The sequence below is a fragment of the Catenulispora sp. GAS73 genome (assembly GCF_041262085.1).
Taxonomy (GTDB): domain Bacteria; phylum Actinomycetota; class Actinomycetes; order Streptomycetales; family Catenulisporaceae; genus Catenulispora.
The window spans coordinates 95,644-112,763 of sequence record NZ_JBGCCM010000011.1 but is presented as its reverse complement, the minus strand read 5'-3'; the positions used below and the strand labels follow the sequence as shown (position 1 = coordinate 112,763).

At 70.1% G+C, this 17,120-nt stretch carries 17 protein-coding genes; 11 read left to right on the top strand and 6 right to left on the bottom strand.

Annotation, left to right across the window (positions count from 1 at the left end):
* Window positions 1–111: 111 nt before the first annotated feature.
* Window positions 112–795 (bottom strand): flavin reductase family protein, encoded by a 684-nt coding sequence (locus ABH935_RS18345; protein ID WP_370379113.1) that lies wholly within the window; start codon window positions 793–795, stop codon window positions 112–114.
* A 65-nt stretch (window positions 796–860) separates the two neighbouring features.
* Between ABH935_RS18345 and ABH935_RS18340 the strand changes: the two genes are divergently transcribed.
* A complete protein-coding gene (locus ABH935_RS18340) occupies window positions 861–1,616 on the top strand; it encodes an ArsR/SmtB family transcription factor (RefSeq protein ID WP_370379112.1) in 756 nt (251 codons plus the stop codon).
* A gap of 252 nt (window positions 1,617–1,868) precedes the next feature.
* Entirely contained in the window at window positions 1,869–3,317 is a 1,449-nt protein-coding gene (locus tag ABH935_RS18335) for a choice-of-anchor P family protein (protein WP_370379111.1), read from the top strand.
* 119 nt (window positions 3,318–3,436) lie between these two features.
* Here the strand turns inward: ABH935_RS18335 and ABH935_RS18330 are convergent, their stop codons facing one another.
* The gene (locus tag ABH935_RS18330; RefSeq protein WP_370379110.1) at window positions 3,437–4,021 is read right to left on the bottom strand and encodes a hypothetical protein; all 585 of its coding nucleotides are present in this window, start codon (window positions 4,019–4,021) and stop codon (window positions 3,437–3,439) included.
* A gap of 125 nt (window positions 4,022–4,146) precedes the next feature.
* Entirely contained in the window at window positions 4,147–4,638 is a 492-nt protein-coding gene (locus ABH935_RS18325; protein ID WP_370379109.1) for a nucleoside 2-deoxyribosyltransferase domain-containing protein, read from the bottom strand.
* A 146-nt stretch (window positions 4,639–4,784) separates the two neighbouring features.
* On the opposite strand from ABH935_RS18325, the gene ABH935_RS18320 reads away from it, so the two are divergent.
* Together ABH935_RS18320 and ABH935_RS18315 are read left to right on the top strand one after the other, a co-directional pair.
* On the top strand, window positions 4,785–6,245 hold the full coding sequence (locus tag ABH935_RS18320; protein WP_370379108.1) for an alkaline phosphatase family protein: 1,461 nt from the start codon (window positions 4,785–4,787) through the stop codon (window positions 6,243–6,245).
* 352 nt (window positions 6,246–6,597) lie between these two features.
* A complete protein-coding gene (locus ABH935_RS18315) occupies window positions 6,598–7,317 on the top strand; it encodes a transglycosylase family protein (RefSeq protein WP_370379107.1) in 720 nt (239 codons plus the stop codon).
* Window positions 7,318–7,376: 59 nt separating this feature from the next.
* Here ABH935_RS18315 and ABH935_RS18310 read toward each other — a convergent pair whose 3' ends face one another.
* Window positions 7,377–7,970 (bottom strand): AAA family ATPase, encoded by a 594-nt coding sequence (locus ABH935_RS18310; RefSeq protein ID WP_370379106.1) that lies wholly within the window; start codon window positions 7,968–7,970, stop codon window positions 7,377–7,379.
* A 105-nt stretch (window positions 7,971–8,075) separates the two neighbouring features.
* Here ABH935_RS18310 and ABH935_RS18305 point away from each other — a divergent pair, with 105 nt between their 5' ends.
* On the top strand, window positions 8,076–8,435 hold the full coding sequence (locus tag ABH935_RS18305) for a hypothetical protein (protein ID WP_370379105.1): 360 nt from the start codon (window positions 8,076–8,078) through the stop codon (window positions 8,433–8,435).
* 18 nt (window positions 8,436–8,453) lie between these two features.
* Here ABH935_RS18305 and ABH935_RS18300 read toward each other — a convergent pair whose 3' ends face one another.
* Window positions 8,454–9,617 carry a pyridoxal phosphate-dependent aminotransferase gene (locus tag ABH935_RS18300; RefSeq protein ID WP_370379104.1) on the bottom strand — a complete coding sequence of 388 codons (1,164 nt, stop codon included), beginning with the start codon at window positions 9,615–9,617 and terminating at the stop codon, window positions 8,454–8,456.
* A 62-nt stretch (window positions 9,618–9,679) separates the two neighbouring features.
* Here ABH935_RS18300 and ABH935_RS18295 point away from each other — a divergent pair, with 62 nt between their 5' ends.
* Both ABH935_RS18295 and ABH935_RS18290 read left to right on the top strand, forming a co-directional pair.
* A complete protein-coding gene (locus ABH935_RS18295) occupies window positions 9,680–10,606 on the top strand; it encodes an LLM class F420-dependent oxidoreductase (RefSeq protein ID WP_370379103.1) in 927 nt (308 codons plus the stop codon).
* A gap of 11 nt (window positions 10,607–10,617) precedes the next feature.
* Complete coding sequence (locus ABH935_RS18290) at window positions 10,618–11,430, top strand: pentapeptide repeat-containing protein (protein ID WP_370379102.1); 813 nt, start codon at window positions 10,618–10,620, stop codon at window positions 11,428–11,430.
* A 91-nt stretch (window positions 11,431–11,521) separates the two neighbouring features.
* Here ABH935_RS18290 and ABH935_RS18285 read toward each other — a convergent pair whose 3' ends face one another.
* A complete protein-coding gene (locus tag ABH935_RS18285; RefSeq protein WP_370379101.1) occupies window positions 11,522–11,695 on the bottom strand; it encodes a hypothetical protein in 174 nt (57 codons plus the stop codon).
* 425 nt (window positions 11,696–12,120) lie between these two features.
* Between ABH935_RS18285 and ABH935_RS18280 the strand changes: the two genes are divergently transcribed.
* From ABH935_RS18280 to ABH935_RS18265, 4 genes are all read left to right on the top strand, one after another.
* Window positions 12,121–13,266 (top strand): sugar ABC transporter substrate-binding protein, encoded by a 1,146-nt coding sequence (locus ABH935_RS18280; protein ID WP_370379100.1) that lies wholly within the window; start codon window positions 12,121–12,123, stop codon window positions 13,264–13,266.
* 222 nt (window positions 13,267–13,488) lie between these two features.
* Window positions 13,489–14,445, top strand: a complete 957-nt coding sequence (locus tag ABH935_RS18275; RefSeq protein ID WP_370379099.1) for an ATP-binding cassette domain-containing protein — start codon at window positions 13,489–13,491, stop codon at window positions 14,443–14,445.
* Window positions 14,442–15,770: a sugar ABC transporter permease gene (locus tag ABH935_RS18270; protein WP_370379098.1), complete on the top strand. Its 1,329-nt coding sequence runs from the start codon at window positions 14,442–14,444 to the stop codon at window positions 15,768–15,770. The genes ABH935_RS18275 and ABH935_RS18270 overlap by 4 nt, the downstream gene beginning before the upstream one ends.
* An 88-nt stretch (window positions 15,771–15,858) precedes the next feature.
* Entirely contained in the window at window positions 15,859–17,118 is a 1,260-nt protein-coding gene (locus tag ABH935_RS18265) for an ROK family protein (protein WP_370379097.1), read from the top strand.
* Window positions 17,119–17,120: the final 2 nt, after the last annotated feature.

Genomic DNA, 17,120 nt, shown 5'->3' with positions numbered 1-17,120 from the left:
ACATGCTGCGGATTTTGAGAACTTGTTCTACTACCGCGAGCATGAGAAGTCACGAGCTACTGACAAGTAATATAACGGAGCATCAGATCAAAAACCGCAGGTAGATCGCTACTAATCGGTATGCGAGTCCTGAGACTCCGGGCCGCGCGGGGTTTGGCTCCGGTAGGTGAACCCGAGCTCATGCCCGAGCCCGAAGTAGTGCCGGAAGTTGTAGATCAGCGGGCTCCAGGCCGCCGGCTCGACGTGGTTCGTCCCCGGGATCACGATCGCCGGATCGGCGTGCACCCGGAGCACCTGCGCCTCGACGATGAGGAAGTCGTCGGTGACGTCCGGCAGCGCCCGCGCCACGGTGGCCTCGAACTGCAGGCCGCACTCGGCGACCCGCGGCGGATTGACAAGCTCGGACTCGACGGATGTGAACCCCGATAGACCGAACTTGTCAGGCTCGAACCGCATCCCCGGCGGCTTGCCCTCCGGCACCGGGAACCGGCCGGTCACCCCGGCCAGGCTCTCGATCCGCCGCCACAGATGCGGACCCGGGACGTTGATCACGATCTGCGGACGCCGCGCGAGGTTGTACGCGGTCTGGCCCTCGGTGCCCAGACCGAGCACGATCGTGTAGCCCAGCGCCCACGCCGAGGAGATCGGCGCCAGGTTCGCCGAGCCGTCGTCGTTCTCGGTCGACAACAGGACCACCGGGGTGCCGAAGTACAGGATCGACGGCTCGATCGTGACATGCGTGCTCTGCGTGACATGTGCGCTCTGCGTGCTCGCCCTGCTCGTTGCGCTGCTCATGGAGCGACCGTAGGCAGCGGACACTTCGGCGGCCGCCGAACTCCGGCCGGAGAATAATCGCTGCTATGAGCACCACAGGCAGCACCACAGGCCCCGTCGCCGCGAACCCCCTGCTGGCCGGCGCCGACCTGGCCGCGACGGCCCGCCTGCTCGCCGACGGCACCCGCGCCACCTTCTGCCTGGCCCTGCTCGACGGCCGCGCCTGGACCCCGACCGAGTTGGCCAGACACGTCGGCGTCGCGGCGTCCACCGCCACCGAGCACCTCAACGCCATGGTCGCCGGCGGCCTGCTTGCCGAGGAACGCCAAGGGCGGCACCGCTACGTGCGCCTGGCCGACCAGCAGGTCGCCGAGCTGATCGAGACCATGGCCGCCGCCGCACCCGTCCGCTCCGCACCGCCGCCGCGCACGCTGTCCGCCGACAGCCGGCGGCGCGCGCTGGCTCACGCGCGAACCTGCTACGACCACCTGGCCGGCCGAGTCGGGGTGGCCATCGCCGACGCGATGACCGAGCGGGCCCTGGTGGACTGGGAGCACGGCCTGCGGCTCACGCCGGGTGGCGAGCGCTGGCTCGCCGAGCTCGCCATCGAGGTCCCCGCAGCGGCCAAGCGCCCGGCGCTGCGGCCGTGCCTGGACTGGACCGAGCGCCGTCCGCACCTGGCCGGTGCCGTCGGCGCCGCGCTGTGCGGCCACGCTCTCGACAAGGGCTGGATCCGGCGGGTCGGCAGCACCCGCGCGGTGCTCGTCACGCCGGCCGGCCGCGAGGTGTTCTCCGACGCGCTGGGGCTGTCGGCCGAGCTGCTCACCCCGGCCGCCAACTGACTCAGTTCTCTGATTCGCAGCGCGATCGCCGCCGGCCGCCGGTCTATGCGGCATGACCATGGCGTTCGGCGCGCCGGTGCGCCAGCGAACGCCCGCCTCCCGCCCGGCAGACAACCGAATCAGAGCTCGAATAGCTTCACTCCTCGCGCGGCCCGGCCGCCGGTGGATCTGGTGGTCCGGCAGTGGGGATGGCGCCGCGCGGTTCCCATTCGGGTTCAGAAGGGGTGGATGATGTCAGCAGCCTCAATCAGTGTGCGAAGAGCGTTGGTGTTCCTCGGGATGCTCGCGCTCAGCTTCGCCGCGGTGGTGGTCGCGCCCGCGAGCCGGGCGCACGCCGCCGCCAACGTCGCGGTGCAGGTCGGCTACGCCGACAACCTGCGCGCGAATCCGGCGAACTTCCCGACGCCGTGGGCAGGCGCGCCGAACGTCACCTACGGCGGCTGCAGCGTCCCCGGCGGCTGCACGTTCGACGCCGGCGCGCTGCGGGTCATCAACAACACCGGGGTGAACGTCAACGTCGACTACATCAAGGTGAGCTTCGGCACCTGCGTGTTCGACATCTGGCGGCACAACGTCCCGCTCGGGCCGAGCGGGCAGTACATCGTCACCCAGACCATCAACTCCTTCAGCTCCGGCTGCACCTCCGACGGCTCCTTCGACACCTCGGACATCGGGCCCAACGGCGCGTCCTGGGCCGGGAACTGCAACCAGTCCGGCGTCGTCCCGCTGGTCACGGTGTCCATCGACGGCGTGGTCAGCAACTTCCCGGACACCGGCAAGATCCTGAACACCGGCGGCGTGGACGGTGCCACCTGCGGCATGGGCAACGAGTCCCAGCAGTGGGCCCCGGTCGGCAGCGTCTCGTGCCCGGGCTCGATCCTGAAGCTGGCGCCGAGCCAGCAGGAACTCGCGGTCGGATCCACCGCCTCGGTCACCGCGAACTACGTCAACAGCTGCGGCGACCCGCTCCAGGGCGCGCCGATCGCGTTCAAGGTCGCCAGTGGCCCGAACGCCGGGGTGAGCGGCACCGGCACCACGGACGCCGCGGGCAACGCGACGTTCAGCTATACCGGCACGGCTTCGGGCACTGACACCGTCGGCGCCTCGACGTCGAACCCGGCCGGCACCATCACCTCCAACAACGTCTCGGTCATCTGGGACGTCCTGCTCACCGGCGACGCCTACGGCCTGAAATCCTCCGGCCTGGTGGGCATCACGCCGACCCCCGAGGCCGGTCCGGTGGCCACCACCGGGGCCGGCAACAGCTCGCCGCCGTGTGTGGTGACCATCAGTGGCCTGATCAGCGCCGGCACGCTGTGCGCGAACGTCTCCACCGCGGTCGGCCCCAGCTCCTCCACGGCCAACGCCTCGGTGCAGCACGTCGGCATCGGCTTGCTGGGCCTGCCGGCGATCGCGATCGGTGCGGTCACGTCCACCTCGCACTCGCTCTGCGCCGGCAGCACCGGCGGCGCCACCATCGCCTCCATCACGGTCGGCGGCGTCGTGGTCCCGGTCAGCGTCACCCCGGGCCCGAACACCACGGTGAACATCCTGGGGATCAAGCTGATCCTGAACGAGCAGATCGCCACCAACACCGCCACCGACCATGTGCTCACGGTCAACGCGGTGCACGTGATCGTGCCCGGCCTGCTGGACACGATCGTGGCCTCCTCGACGAGCGACATCCACGGGTGTGTGTGAGCTCTGAGATGAGCCGGTAGACGAGTGAACGGCTCGGCCCGAGGTCCCGGGCCGAGCCGTTCATCGTGTCGGTGCGACGGAGCGCAGCGTCGTCACGCTGCTTCCGCGGTGTGCGAACCTCAGCCGGCGCAGGCGGTGCCCATCGCCGTGGCGTCGGTCTCCAGCCCGGAGATGTCCGGCGTCTTGCCGGAGCCCAGCGTGTTCGCGAAGCTGACGTAGTCGTCGCCGACCTTCTTGATCGCCGCGGCCGAGGCCGGGTTCTTCGACTGGCCGGCGTCGGCGTCCAGCTTGGTGCCGATGTTCTTGATGCCGGCGATCGCCCCCGCCGGGTTGCTGGCGGCGCCCGCGATCGCCTGGCTGCCGTTGGTCAGGTCCGTCAGGGCTGCCTGGCAGCCGGGGTCGCTGCCGCCGAGGCCGCCGACGGTGCCGCCCGAGGTGGTGCCGCCGGTGCTGGAGCTGTCCGAGGACGAGGAGCCGCCGCTGGAGCCCGAGGTGTCGGACGACGACGTGCCGCCGGTGGACGACCCCCCCGTCGACGACGAGCCGCCGGAGGCGGCGGTCTTGCTCGACCCCAGACCGCCGGCGAGCGGGTTCCCGCCGGTGGAACCGGTCGTGGTCCCGGACGAAGAGCAGCCCCCGAGCAGAATGACTGACGAGGCCACTGCCAAGCCGACGAGAGTCCGTACGCCACGCGTGGTGGACATGGTATTACCCCCATTGTTGTTGGACGTGCGAAGTGCTTCGCCACGCTACCGCAACGGGTTGACGGCGAGTGCACAGACCGGAGGGTCAACCCCGATAACCCGGTGCAAATGTGCACTGTCCGAGACTAAGGCGTGATGTCGATCGCTGAGACGATCTCCACTGCCCTCGCGACGGTCTCCGCCAACGTCCCCGTCACCGGCACGCCCAACCTACGCGCCAACCGGACCAGGTACCGGTTCCTTTCGGGATTCGGGCAGTCCGGTGGGCAGCCGAGCACCACGCGGCCGGTGCGCGCGACGAATCCGAACTCGACATTCGTGGTGAATCCCGGCAGCGTGCGCAGATCGCGCGGGATCCAGAACAGGATCGCCGAGGCACGGTCCAGACCCTCCCACTCCCACTCGATCTGGTCGTCGTACTCGGTCTCCGGCAGTCCGCCGGGATTCTCCGGCGCCAGGATGTGCAGCGTCGGCGGCGCGGTCCACGCGGCCTCCAGAGCCGCGATCGCCTGCGGACGCCAGGAGGTCACAGCCTCGGAGCGCGGAGTCGGACCGGCCAGGAAGACGCTCGGCCCGGACGGGATGGCCTCGCGGGCCCATACGACGGAAACGGTCACCCGGCCATCATCGCCGCCACGAGGCATCCGTGCGTTCTCCCCGAATCCACCATCGGCGATTACCTTGCCAGGGGAGGACGACATCTCAATTCTCTGATCTCTATCCGCCGGATCCGCGCCGATCCGGCGAAGACGGGAGCCCGCGCATGTCGTTGACCCGCCGCCGCCTGCTCACCACGGGCGCCGCCACCTCGGCCCTGTCCCTGCTGCCGGCCTCGCTCACCAAGGCGATGGCCGCCGCTGCCCCGGACAACCGGCTGCACTCCCTGGACCAGATCGAGCACGTCATGATCCTGATGCAGGAGAACCGCAGCTTCGACCACTACTTCGGCACGCTGTCCGGCGTGCGGGGGTTCGGCGACCGCGACGCGGTCCGCCTGCCCGACGGCCGTCCGGTGTTCTACCAGCCCGACACCGCCAACCCCGACGGCTACACCCTGCCGTTACGCATCGACACCACCAAGACCAGCGGCGCCAAGTACCCGAGCACCGACCACAGCTGGCACGGCCAGCACACCTCCTGGAACCACGGCGCGATGGACGGCTGGATGGCCGCGCACCGCCCGGCCGACGGCGGGCCCTGGTCCATGGGCTACCTGACGCGCGAGGACCTCCCGTTCCACTACGCGCTCGCCGACGCCTTCACCGTGTGCGACAACTACCACTGCTCGGCCTTCGGCCCCACGCACGCCAACCGGCTGTTCGCGGTCAGCGGCACCAACGACCCCGACGGCGTGGCCGGCGGCCCGGTGGTGAGCAACAGCAACCCGGCGCCGTTCCGCTGGACCACCTACGCCGAGCGACTGGAGGCCGCGGGCGTCAGCTGGCGCTACTACGTCGCCAACACGCAGGGCTCGGATCTGGGCTGGTTCCAGAACTTCCAGAACGCCCCGCACGACTCCTCTTTGTGGATCAACGGGATGCAGCCGCGGCCGCCGCAGGCGATCGCCGACGACATCGCCAACGGCGACCTGCCCGCCGTCAGCTGGCTGAACTCGCAGTACCTGCCCTCGATCGGGCAGCCGGAGGCCAGCGAGCACCCGCCGGCGCTGCCCGGGGCCGGCGCGCAGTACATCTGGGGCGTGCTGGACGCGCTCGGGCAGCACCCCGAGGTGTGGGCCAAGACCCTGCTGATCATCACCTACGACGAGAACGACGGCCTGTTCGACCACGTGCGGCCGCCGACCGCGCCGGCCGGGACGCCGGGGGAGTGGATCACCGTCGACCCGCTGCCGGCGGAGTGCCAGGGCATCGCCGGGCCCTCCGGGCTGGGCTTCCGGGTGCCGACGCTCGTGGTCTCGCCGTGGAGCGCCGGCGGCTACGTCTGCTCGGAGGTGTTCGACCACACCTCGACGCTGCGGCTGCTGGAGCGCCGGTTCGGCGTGCGGGAGACGAACATCAGCGCCTGGCGTCGTCGTACTGTCGGTGACTTGACCGGGACGTTGCGTATGCACGACCGGCCGCAGCGGCGGTTCCCGAAGCTCCCGGACGCCGCAGCGCTGTACCAGCAGGAACTGAACGAGGTGGCGACGCTGCCGGCGCCGGTTCCGCCGACGGTGCAGAGCATGCCGCGGCAGGAGCGCGGACATCGGCGGCATGTGGGCTGATTAGTCCGTTTTCGCACCCCTGGGAAGGTCCTGAGAAGAGCTCAGGGCCTTCCCGAATCCGTTTGTCCTGAATGTGATCCGCTCGCCACGCTTCGTGAGATCTGCGTCGGAAAGGCGCCAATTCCCTTACCGCCGGTGTGTCCCTTATCAACTGCATGTCATCGTTCTTGTGGTTTGCTCAGGCTTGTGCTTACCGTCTGGGGCATGCCCCGCCGCGAGCGGGGACCTCGCCGGCCGGCACGCCGCATTCCTGCCCCGGACCGCGAGAGTCATCTGTGCACCCGACCCCCGTGATCGGTGCAGGAGGCTGGCGCTCAGCGCCGGCCGGCGTGGCGGAGAGAGCTGACTGATCATGAGCAAGTCCCTGCTGTCCGGCCGCAAGAAGGCCGGGATCGTCGTGGCCTCCGTGGCCGGCGCCGCCGTCGTCCTGCCCGCCCTGATGGCCTCCACCGCCAGCGCCGCCAGCGTCTCCACCTGGGACCAGGTCGCCTCCTGCGAGAGCGGCGGCAACTGGTCGATCAACACCGGCAACGGCTACTACGGCGGCCTGCAGTTCTCGACCAGCTCCTGGCTCGGCGCCGGCGGCGGCAAGTACGCCCCGCGCGCCGACCTGGCCACCAAGGACCAGCAGATAGCCGTGGCCGAGAACCTGCTCGCCTCCCAGGGCCCCGGCGCCTGGCCGGTGTGCGGCCCGCGTGCCGGCCTGAGCGCCGGCGGCGCCGCGGCGGCCGTGAACCCGGGCAGCGGCTCGACCAGCTCCAGCAGCTCCAACACCACCCAGACCCAGACCCAGACGCAGCAGGCGCCGAAGCAGCAGACGCAGCCGCAGCAGCAGGACAAGCAGTCCTGGAACGCGCCGAAGCAGCAGAACACCCAGCCCGCCCCGGCCCAGAACGCGGCCCCGCAGGCCCAGCCGACCGGCGCGACCTACACCATCAAGAGCGGCGACACACTGTCGCAGATCGCTGTCACGAACCACGTGGCCGGCGGCTGGCAGAGCCTGTTCCAGCTGAACAAGGGGCAGATCTCGAACCCGAACCTGATCTTCCCCGGCCAGGTCATCAAGCTCTGAGAACGACGGCCCCGGTCTGCTCTGCGGGCCGGGGCCGCGCAATGTCTCAGGAGCATCAGTCAGGCGGCGCGCGCTGCCGAGAGCGCCTCCAGCGTCTGCTTGAGCGTCGTCTCAGCATCCTGCTTCGCGGAGTCCATCAGCAAATGCGGCTCCGGCCACGCCTCCCACAACCCCTGCATCCGCTGTACGTGCTCCCACGGCACCGTGGGCCGCCAACCGGGGATCCCGCGGTCCCGACCCTCGACCCGCGACCGGTGCGCCTCCGGATCCGAGCACACGCACTCCACCCCCACGAAGCGCGCCCCCAGACTCTCGGCCACCCGCCGGTAGCGTGCCCGCGCCTCGACTTCGTGTCCTGTCACGTCCAGCACCACGTCCAGCCCCAGCTGAAGCTGCCGCGCGAGCGCCCCGACCACCATCATCTCGGCCAGCGGCGTCTGGTTCTCCTGCGTGACCACCCGGAACGGCGTCAAGGCCCCGAGCTGCCAGTCCATGGAGAACACCGCCGCCCGCAACTCCCGCGCCAACCCCTCGGCCAACGTGCTCTTCCCGGTCCCCGGCACCCCCGCGACCAGAACCGTGACCGGCCTGGCCGCAGGGTCCAGGGGCGCCAGCTTCTCATAGGCCTGGAACGCAGGCTCGTAGTCGGTCATGGAACCGACCCTAGGCACGACAACATCCGGAACCCGCGCGCTTTCGCTGACGGCGAACGGCTCGCAGGAAGCGCGCATGTCGGTGCCGCCGCCTACCCTGGCCACATGACCGACGCGCGAAACAGCCGCGGAACCACGAAAGAGCGCTTCGCCGACCTGGCCGAAAGCTACCTCGGCGTCGAGGGCGTGACGTGCCCCGGCACCGAGCCCGGCGCGCGCGGCTTCGGCCGCGGCGGCCTGAAGGTCGGCGGCAAGCTCTTCGCGATGGTGAGTCAGGACCGGCTGGTCGTCAAGCTCCCGGCCGAGCGTGTGGACCAGCTGGTGGCCGGCGGTGACGGCGACCACTTCGACCCGCGCAAGAACGGCGTGGCCATGCGCGAGTGGTTCATCGTCGACCCGAGCAGCGACCTCGACTGGCACGCGCTGGCCGAAGAGGCGCGCGCCTACGTCGGCGCGCTGCGCTGACTCTGCTCCATCCCTGCCCTAGCCCTTCAACCGCCCCAACCGTTCCACGGCCTCAACCAGCACCTCGTCCTTCTTGCAGAACGCGAACCGCACCAAGCTGCGCGCCGCCTCGACGTCGTCGTAGAACACCTGGTTCGGAATCGCCACGACACCGCACCGTTCGGGCAGCTCGCGGCAGAACTCCATCCCGTTCTTCTCGCTCAGCCCGCTGATGTCCGTGGTGACGAAGTACGTCCCGTCCGGCACGAACACCTCGAAGCCGGCCGCGTTCAGGCCGTCGACCAGCAGGTCGCGCTTGCGCCGCAGGTCGGCGCGCAGCGTGGTGAAGTACTCGTCCGGCAGGGCCAGGGCGGTCGCGGCGGCGTATTGGAAGGGGCCGCTCGCGACGTACGTCAGGAACTGCTTCGCGCTGCGGACCGCGGAGACCAGCGCCGGCGGTGCCGTCACCCAGCCGACCTTCCAGCCGGTGAAGGAGAAGGTCTTGCCCGCCGAGCCGATCGTCACCGTGCGCTCGCGCATCCCGGGTAGTGTGGCCAGCGGGATGTGCTCCGGGCCGAACGTCAGGTGCTCGTACACCTCGTCGGTGACGACCAGCAGGTCGCGCTCGCACGCCAGAGCGGCGATCGCCTCGGATTCGGCGCGGGTCAGGACCGTGCCGGTCGGGTTGTGCGGGGTGTTCAGCAGTAGCAGGCGCGTGCGGTCGGTCACCGCGGCGCGCAGCGCGTCCAGGTCGGGGCGGAAGTGCGGGGGACGCAGCGTCACCGGGACGCGGACGCCGCCGGCCATCGCGATGCACGCCGTGTACGAGTCGTAGTACGGCTCGAACGCCACCACCTCGTCGCCCGGCTCCAGCAGCGCCAGCAGCGCCGCCGCGATGGCCTCGGTGGCGCCGGCGGTGACGAGCACCTCGGTGTCCGGGTCGAAGTCCAGGCCGTAGAAGCGCTTCTGGTGCTCGGCCACGGCCCTGCGCAGCTCCGGGATGCCGGGCCCGGGCGGGTACTGGTTGCCGTGCCCGGTCAGCACCGCCTCGGCCGCCGCGCGCTTGATCTCCTCGGGGCCGTCGGTGTCCGGGAAGCCCTGGCCGAGGTTGATCGAGCCGGTGGCGACCGCCAGCGCGGACATCTCGGCGAAGATCGTGGTGCCCATCGGGGCCAGACGGCTGTTGACGTAGGGCATGCGCATGACGCCATCCTGCCGTACCGGCTCCGCCGCGAGTGCGGCGTGGCATGTGACAGGCTTGGGTCATGGACTTGCGCATCTTCACCGAGCCCCAGCAGGGCGCGGACTACGACACCCTCCTCACCGTCGCCAAAGCCACCGAGGACCTGGGCTTCGACGCGTTCTTCCGCTCCGACCACTACCTGAAGATGGGCGACGTCACCGGCGCCCCCGGGCCCACCGACGCCTGGATCACGCTGGCCGGCCTGGCCCGCGAGACCAGCCGCATCAAGCTCGGCACCCTGGTCAGCCCGGCCACCTTCCGGCTGCCCGGCCCGCTGGCCATCACCGTCGCGCAGGTCGACGCCATGGCCGGCCCGGGCCGCGTGGAGCTGGGCCTGGGCACCGGCTGGTTCGACCAGGAGCACACCGCCTACGGCATCCCCTTCCCGGAGAAGCGCTTCGGCCTGCTGGAGGAGCAGCTGGAGATCATCACCGGGCTGTGGAACACCCCCGACGGCGCGACCTACAGCTTCAAGGGCGAGCACTACACCCTCGCCGACTCCCCGGCGCTGCCCAAGCCGGTCACCAAGCCGCACCCGCCGATCGTCATCGGCGGCGGCGGCCCGAAGCGCACCCCGCGCCTGGCCGCGCGCTACGCCGCCGAGTACAACACCTCGTTCCGGTCCTTCGAGGACAGCGAACGCCTGTTCGGCACCGTCCGCGACGCCGTCGCCGCCAACGGCCGCTCCCCGGAGTCGATGACGTACTCGGCCGCCCTGGTGGCCTGCGTCGGCCGCGACGAGGCCGAGTTCGCCCGCCGCGCCGCCGCGATCGGCCGCGAGCCCGCCGAGCTGCGCGAGAACGGCCTGGCCGGCACCCCGGCGGAGGTCGTGGACAAGCTCGGCCGCTACGCCGGCATCGGAACCCAGCGCGTCTACCTGCAGATCCTGGACCTGTCCGACCTGGACCACCTGGACCTCATCGCGAACGACGTGATGCGGCAGCTGTAAGCAGGACTCTGATGCCCAGCCCCCGCACCGACCTGAGCGCCGACTGCGCCGACTGCTTCGCGCTGTGCTGCGTGGGGCTGGCCTTCACGGCGTCCCGGGACTTCGCCGTCGACAAGTCCGCCGGGACGCCGTGCCCCAACCTCGCCGCCGACGACCGCTGCTCCATCCACACCGGACTGCGCGGCCGCGGCTTCAAGGGCTGCACCGTCTACGACTGCTTCGGCGCCGGCCAGAAGCTGTCGCAGCAGACCTTCGGCGGCGTGTCCTGGCGCGACGCCCCGCACACCGCCGCGCAGATGTTCGCCGCGCTCCCGGTGATGCGCCAGCTGCACGAGATGCTCTGGTACCTCACAGAAGCCGAGACCCTGGCCGCCGCCTCCGCGCTGCGCACCGAGATCAGCTGGTCCGCCGACGAGACCGAACGCCTCACCCGGCTGCCCGCCGACGAACTGCTGGCCCTGAACGTGGCAGCGCACCGCCAGGGTGTCAGCGAACTGCTCTCCGAAGTCAGCACCCTGATGCGAGCCGGCATCGGCACCGGCCGCAAGAAAGACCGGCGAGGAGCCGACCTGATCGGCGCCCGCCTGCTACAAGCGGACCTGCACGGCGCGGACCTGCGCGGCGCCTACCTCATCGGCGCCGACCTCTCCGGCGCCGACCTGCGGCGCGCGGACCTGATCGGCGCCGACTTCCGCGACGCGAACCTGGCCGGAGCCGACCTGACCGGCGCCATATTCCTGACCCAGACGCAGGTCAACGCAGCCCTCGGAGATCAGAAGACGAAGATCCCCGAAGGCCTGACCCGGCCCTCGCACTGGGAGTGATCGCCGGGACGGCGCTGAGACCGCCGGGATAAGTTGAATAGTCCGCAGTTTTCGACTCAGGCCCCGGACAACAAAGCCCCGAACAAAGGCCTCAATCGTTCGGCAGGCACGGCGTCATGCTGCCTCGGCTCACGATCGAAGGACTCGCCTCGGCCCGGCCGGTCGCCGACGAACCGAGCAGCACGGCGCCGGTGACGTCCGGATCGGCCTCGGCGCGCGCGGTCGGAGTCGTGAGTATGCGGTCGCGGTCGATCGGTGTAGACATAGCGTCACATTATCCAATCAAAGTGTACTTACAGGACAAGATCAAGGTTGCGCGCCGCACCTAAAGATCGTCGCCGAGCGTGATCGGTTGTCTGCGCGATCACCGGTCTCCGGAACCGGTACCGCGCTTCGGCGTTGAGCGAATTTGAGGTCCGTGGCGCTCTTCCGCCACACCCGGGCCGACCAGGCAAGTGCCCTGCTTCACAAGGTCTGTGGGGGCATCGACGAGGCGGTATCCGTAGCACGGGCGCCCGGCCGGTGGCGAGGCGGTCCGGACGTTGCCGTTTCGTGACGTGTTCATGGCGGATTCGTGTCCGCCAGCTCATAGCGATCATGGTCGAAACCCGAATAGGTTTTGCGCGTCAACATATCGGCGGCGCCTCCCGGGGGTAGGCGACGTGCGGAACCAGAAAGGGGCAAGCTCCCATGCGTAAGGCGATACTCGCTATCACCGCACTCGGCGCCGCGGTTGCGTTGAGCGCAGCTGGATGCAGTAGCACGAAGAGCAGCGGCAGCTCGACCACCGGCGGCAGCAGCTCGACCAGCTCCGCCGCGGGCAGCAGCAGCACCGGCGGCACGCCGCACTACACGAACAACAAGGTCGGCGTCCTGCTCCCGGACACCAACTCCTCGCCGCGGTGGGTCAACTCCGACCCCAACGAGCTCAAGACCCAGTGCGACAGCCTGGGCCTGGTCTGCGACATCCAGAACGCGAACGGTTCGGCCACGACGCAGACGACGCAGGCGCAGTCGATGCTCAACGAGGGCGTCGGCGTCCTGATGATCGTCAACCTGGACTCCGGCTCGGCCAAGGCGATCGAGGCCCAGGCTCAGGCCAAGGGCGTCGTCACGATCGACTACGACCGCCTCACCCTCGGCGGCAGCGCGCAGTACTACGTGTCCTTCGACAACACGGCGGTCGGCACCCTGCAGGGCAACGCCCTGGTGAAGTGCCCGCAGGTGGCCGGCAAGAGCGCCGTGAAGTACGTCGAGGAGGACGGCGCCGCGACCGACAACAACGCGACGCTGTTCAAGCAGGGCTACGACGGCGTGCTGAGCAAGCAGGCGGGCTGGACCAAGGCCGGCGAGCAGTCCGGCAACTGGGACAACCCGGCCGGTACCGCGCAGTCGACCTTCCAGAAGCTGCTGCAGGGCGCGCCGGACCTGAACGCGGTCATGGTCGCCAACGACGAGATGGCCAACGCCGTCATCACCGTGCTCAAGCAGCAGGGCCTCAATGGCAAGGTGGCCGTCTCCGGCCAGGACGCGACCGCGACCGGTCTGCAGAACATCCTGACCGGCGACCAGTGCTTCACGATCTACAAGCCGGTCAAGGGCGAGGCCGACGTGGCCGTCAAGCTGGCCAGCCAGATCCTGTCCGGCCAGAAGCCGACCGCCCCGGCCACGGTCCACGACGGGACCGGCAACCGTGACGTCCCGTCCTACCTGGCCACCCCGGTCGTGGTGGACAAGACCAACATCACCCTGCCGTTCACCGACGGCTACCAGAAGGCCTCCGACGTCTGCACCGGCGACTTCGCCGCGAAGTGCACGGCGGCCGGCATCAAGTAACCCCGCTCGACCCGCGGCGGTGCGCATCGGGTTCCCACTTTCCGATGCCGCCGCCGCTGGTCTGCGAGTGCTCCGCGCGGGAGCGTCCAATCCCCCTGCGAAGCCCACGGAGCGACCCGCGGCCGAGAAGTCGAAGGGTCGCTCAAGGCAAGACCGTTCGGGCTCGACCGCTCTGGCTCGACCGTTCGATTGCTGGGCGTCATGAGTTGAGAGAGGTGTGAGGTGACGGAAACAACCACGTCCACGACACCCCGGACGGCAGGATCGGGCGAGCCGATCCTCAAGTTGCGGGCAGTCAACAAATCCTTCGGGCCGGTGCACGTCCTGCAGGACGTCGAGTTCGAGGCGCACGCCGGCGAGGTCACCGCCCTGGTCGGTGACAACGGCGCCGGCAAGTCCACGCTGGTGAAGTGCATCGGTGGCACCTACGCCATCGACAGCGGCGAGTACCTGTTCGAGGGCCAGCCGGTGAAGGTGCACGACCCCCGCGACGCCGCCGCGCTCGGCATCGAGATCGTCTACCAGGACCTCGCGCTGTGCGAGAACCTGGACATCGTCGGCAACATGTTCCTGGGCCGCGAGCGCGTCTCGGGCTGGAAGACGCTCGACGAGAACACCATGGAGCGCCTGGCCGGCGAGACGCTGGCCGGCCTGTCGGTGCGCACCGTGAAGTCGTTGCGCCAGCAGGTCTCCAGCCTGTCCGGCGGCCAGCGGCAGACCGTGGCGATCGCCAAGTCAGTGCTCTGGAACTCCAAGGTCGTCATCCTCGACGAGCCGACCGCCGCCCTGGGCGTGGCCCAGACCGAGCAGGTCCTGGAACTCGTCCGGCGCCTGGCCGACCGCGGCCACGCGGTCATCCTGATCTCCCACAACATGCGCGACGTGCTTGAGGTCTCCGACCGGATCGCGGCGCTGTACCTGGGCCGGATGGCCGCGCAGGTCAAGCGCTCGGACGTGACCCAGACCCAGATCGTCGAGCTGATCACCGCCGGCCGCTCCGGGGACCTGGGCCTGCAGCCCGGCACCAACGGCAACGGCAACGGCAACGGGCACGACGCCCCGGCCGCACCGGTCTCCCCGACCGCCGGCCTCGACGCCGCCGGCGGGACCGGCATCTCCGACGCGCTCAGCGCAGCCGACGCGAACACCGAATCCGACGGGAAGGGGGCGGCCTCGTGAGCAGCCAGCCTGTCACCGAGAACTCCACCACCCCGGCCACCGGCGCCGCCGACGACGCGGCCCCCGCGCCCGGCGCGGCCGGCACCCTGCTGGCCTACGGCCGCAACCGCATCGAGCGGGCCCGCGGCGGCGAGCTGGGCTCCATGCCCGCCGTGGCCGGCCTGGTCGTCCTGGTCATCTTCTTCGCGATCGTGCAGAACGGCTTCCTGTCGCTGTACAACATCGCCAACCTGGTCACCCAGGCCGCACCGATCATCGTGCTGGCCATGGGCCTGGTCTTCGTCCTGCTGCTGGGCGAGATCGACCTGAGCGCGGGCACCGCCTCCGGCGTGTGCGCGGCGCTGATGGCGGTCATGATCGTGCGGCACAACGTGGCGTGGTACTGGTCCGTGCTGGCCGCGATCATCGTCGGCGCGGTCCTGGGCTTCGCGATCGGCTGGCTGCGCGCCAAGGCCCGCATCCCCTCCTTCGTCGTCACCCTGGCCGCGTTCCTGTCCTTCCAGGGCATCGTGCTGATGCAGGTCGGCAAGGCCGGCTCGATCTCGCTGCCGGACCAGGCCGCCAAGCCGATCATCACGCTTGAGGGCTACAACAACAACCTGATGCCGCTGTGGCTGGGCTGGGTCATGCTGGCCGTGGTGGCCGGCGGCTACGCGCTGGTGAAGCTGCGCATCGCGGTGAGCAAGCGCTCCGCGGGCCTGGAAGCCGAGCCCGCGCTGGTGACGTTCTTCAAGACCGTGCTGATGCTGATCCTCGGCGCGATCTTCGTCTACCTGCTCGGCGAGAACCGCGCGATCCAGCAGAACGCGTTCTTCAACAACCTGAAGATCGAGGGCATCCCCTGGGTGGTGCTGCTGCTGATCGTCCTCACCGTGGGCCTGACCTTCCTGCTCGGCCGCACCCGCTACGGCCGGCACGTCTACGCCGTCGGCGGCAACGACGAGGCCTCGCGCCGGGCCGGTATCCGGGTCGACCGGATCCGCATCTCGGTGTTCGTGATCTGCTCCACGCTGGCCGCGGTGGCCGGTGTCGTGCAGGCCTCCCAGCTGGAGTCGGTGGCCTCGAACTTCGGCGCCGGCAACACCCTGCTGCTGGCCGTCGGCGCGGCCGTGATCGGCGGCACCAGCCTGTTCGGCGGGCGCGGCCGCATCATGGACGCGGTCTGGGGCGGCCTGGTCGTGGCCGTCATCCAGAACGGCATGGGCGACCTGATCAAGGGGGCGAACAGCCAGGCCTGGCAGTGGATCGTGACCGGCCTGGTGCTGCTCCTCGCGGCCGGCTTCGACGCGGCCTCCCGCCGGGTCGGACGGGGCGACGCGCACTGACCGGATGATTCGGCCGGTCTCGGCCATAATGTCCGAGACCGGCCGATACCGGCCGACACGCGGGGAAACGCGCAGCGAGGAGAGAACCATGAGGGCCCGCAAGGGGTTCACCTACGGTGTGACCCAGGAGGAGCTGCGCCGGCACAACCTGTCCACTCTCCTGCGCTACGTCCACGAACACGGACCCACCTCGCGGGCCGTGCTCACCGCCAGCATGAACCTCAACCGCTCCACGATCGGCGCGCTCACCGCCGACCTGTCCTCGGCCGGCCTGGTCGAGGAGGAACTCCCCGGACAGCACCTCGGCGCCGGCCGGCCCTCGCTGGTCGTCGTCCCGCGCGCGGCCCACGTCTACGCGCTCGCCTACATGATCGGCGTCGACTTCGTCGTCGCGGCCCGCGTCGGCCTCGGCGGCCAGGTCCTGGACCGCCGCGAGCTCTACCGCCCGCGCGGCGACTACGACCTCGAAGACGTCATGGGGCACCTCGAACGCTTCACCGGCGAACTGCTCTCCGCCGACGACATCCCGCCGGGCGCGCTGTGCGCCGGAGTCGGCGCCGCCGTCCCGGCCGCCGTCCGCTCCGCCGACGGCATGCTGCGCTTCGTCCCCAACATGAACTGGGACGACTGGGGCGACGCACCCCTCGGCGACATCCTGCACCGCCGCCTCATGGAGACTTTCGGCATCGCCGCCCCCGTCGCCGTCGGCAACGACGCCGACCTCGGCGCCCTGGCCGAACGCACCCGCGGCGCCGCAGTGGGCTGCGACGACGTGGTCTACCTGGTCGGCGAGGTCGGCGTCGGCGCCGGCGTGATCGCCGGCGGCGAAGCCATGTCCGGCCACGACGGCTACGCCGGCGAAGTCGGCCACATGGTCGTCAACCCCTCCGGCCGGCTGTGCCGCTGCGGCGCGCGCGGCTGCTGGGAGACCGAGATCGGCGAACCGGCGATCCTGGCCGCCGCCGGCCACGCCGACGGGCGGCGCGCGACAGTCGCCGAACTCGTCGCCGAGGCGACCGCGGGCGACGAGAAGGCAGTCCGCGCGCTGGAGCACATCGGCAGCTGGATCGCGCTGGGCGTGGCGAACATCGTGACGGTGTTCAACCCCAGCATGGTGATCTTCGGCGGCCTGTTCGACGACGTGTTCCCGGCGGTGCAGGGGCAGATCCGCACGAACCTGTTGTCCGGGAGCTTGGGCGTGGTCCGCGAAGGCGTGCGTCTGGTGACGCCGGGGCTCGGTGCGGACTCGACGTTGATCGGCGCGGCGGAGAAGGCGTTCGAGCCGCTGCTGGCCGATCCGCTGGGTTTCCTGCAGCAGACCGCTCGCAACAGCGCTGTGGCGGGCTGACA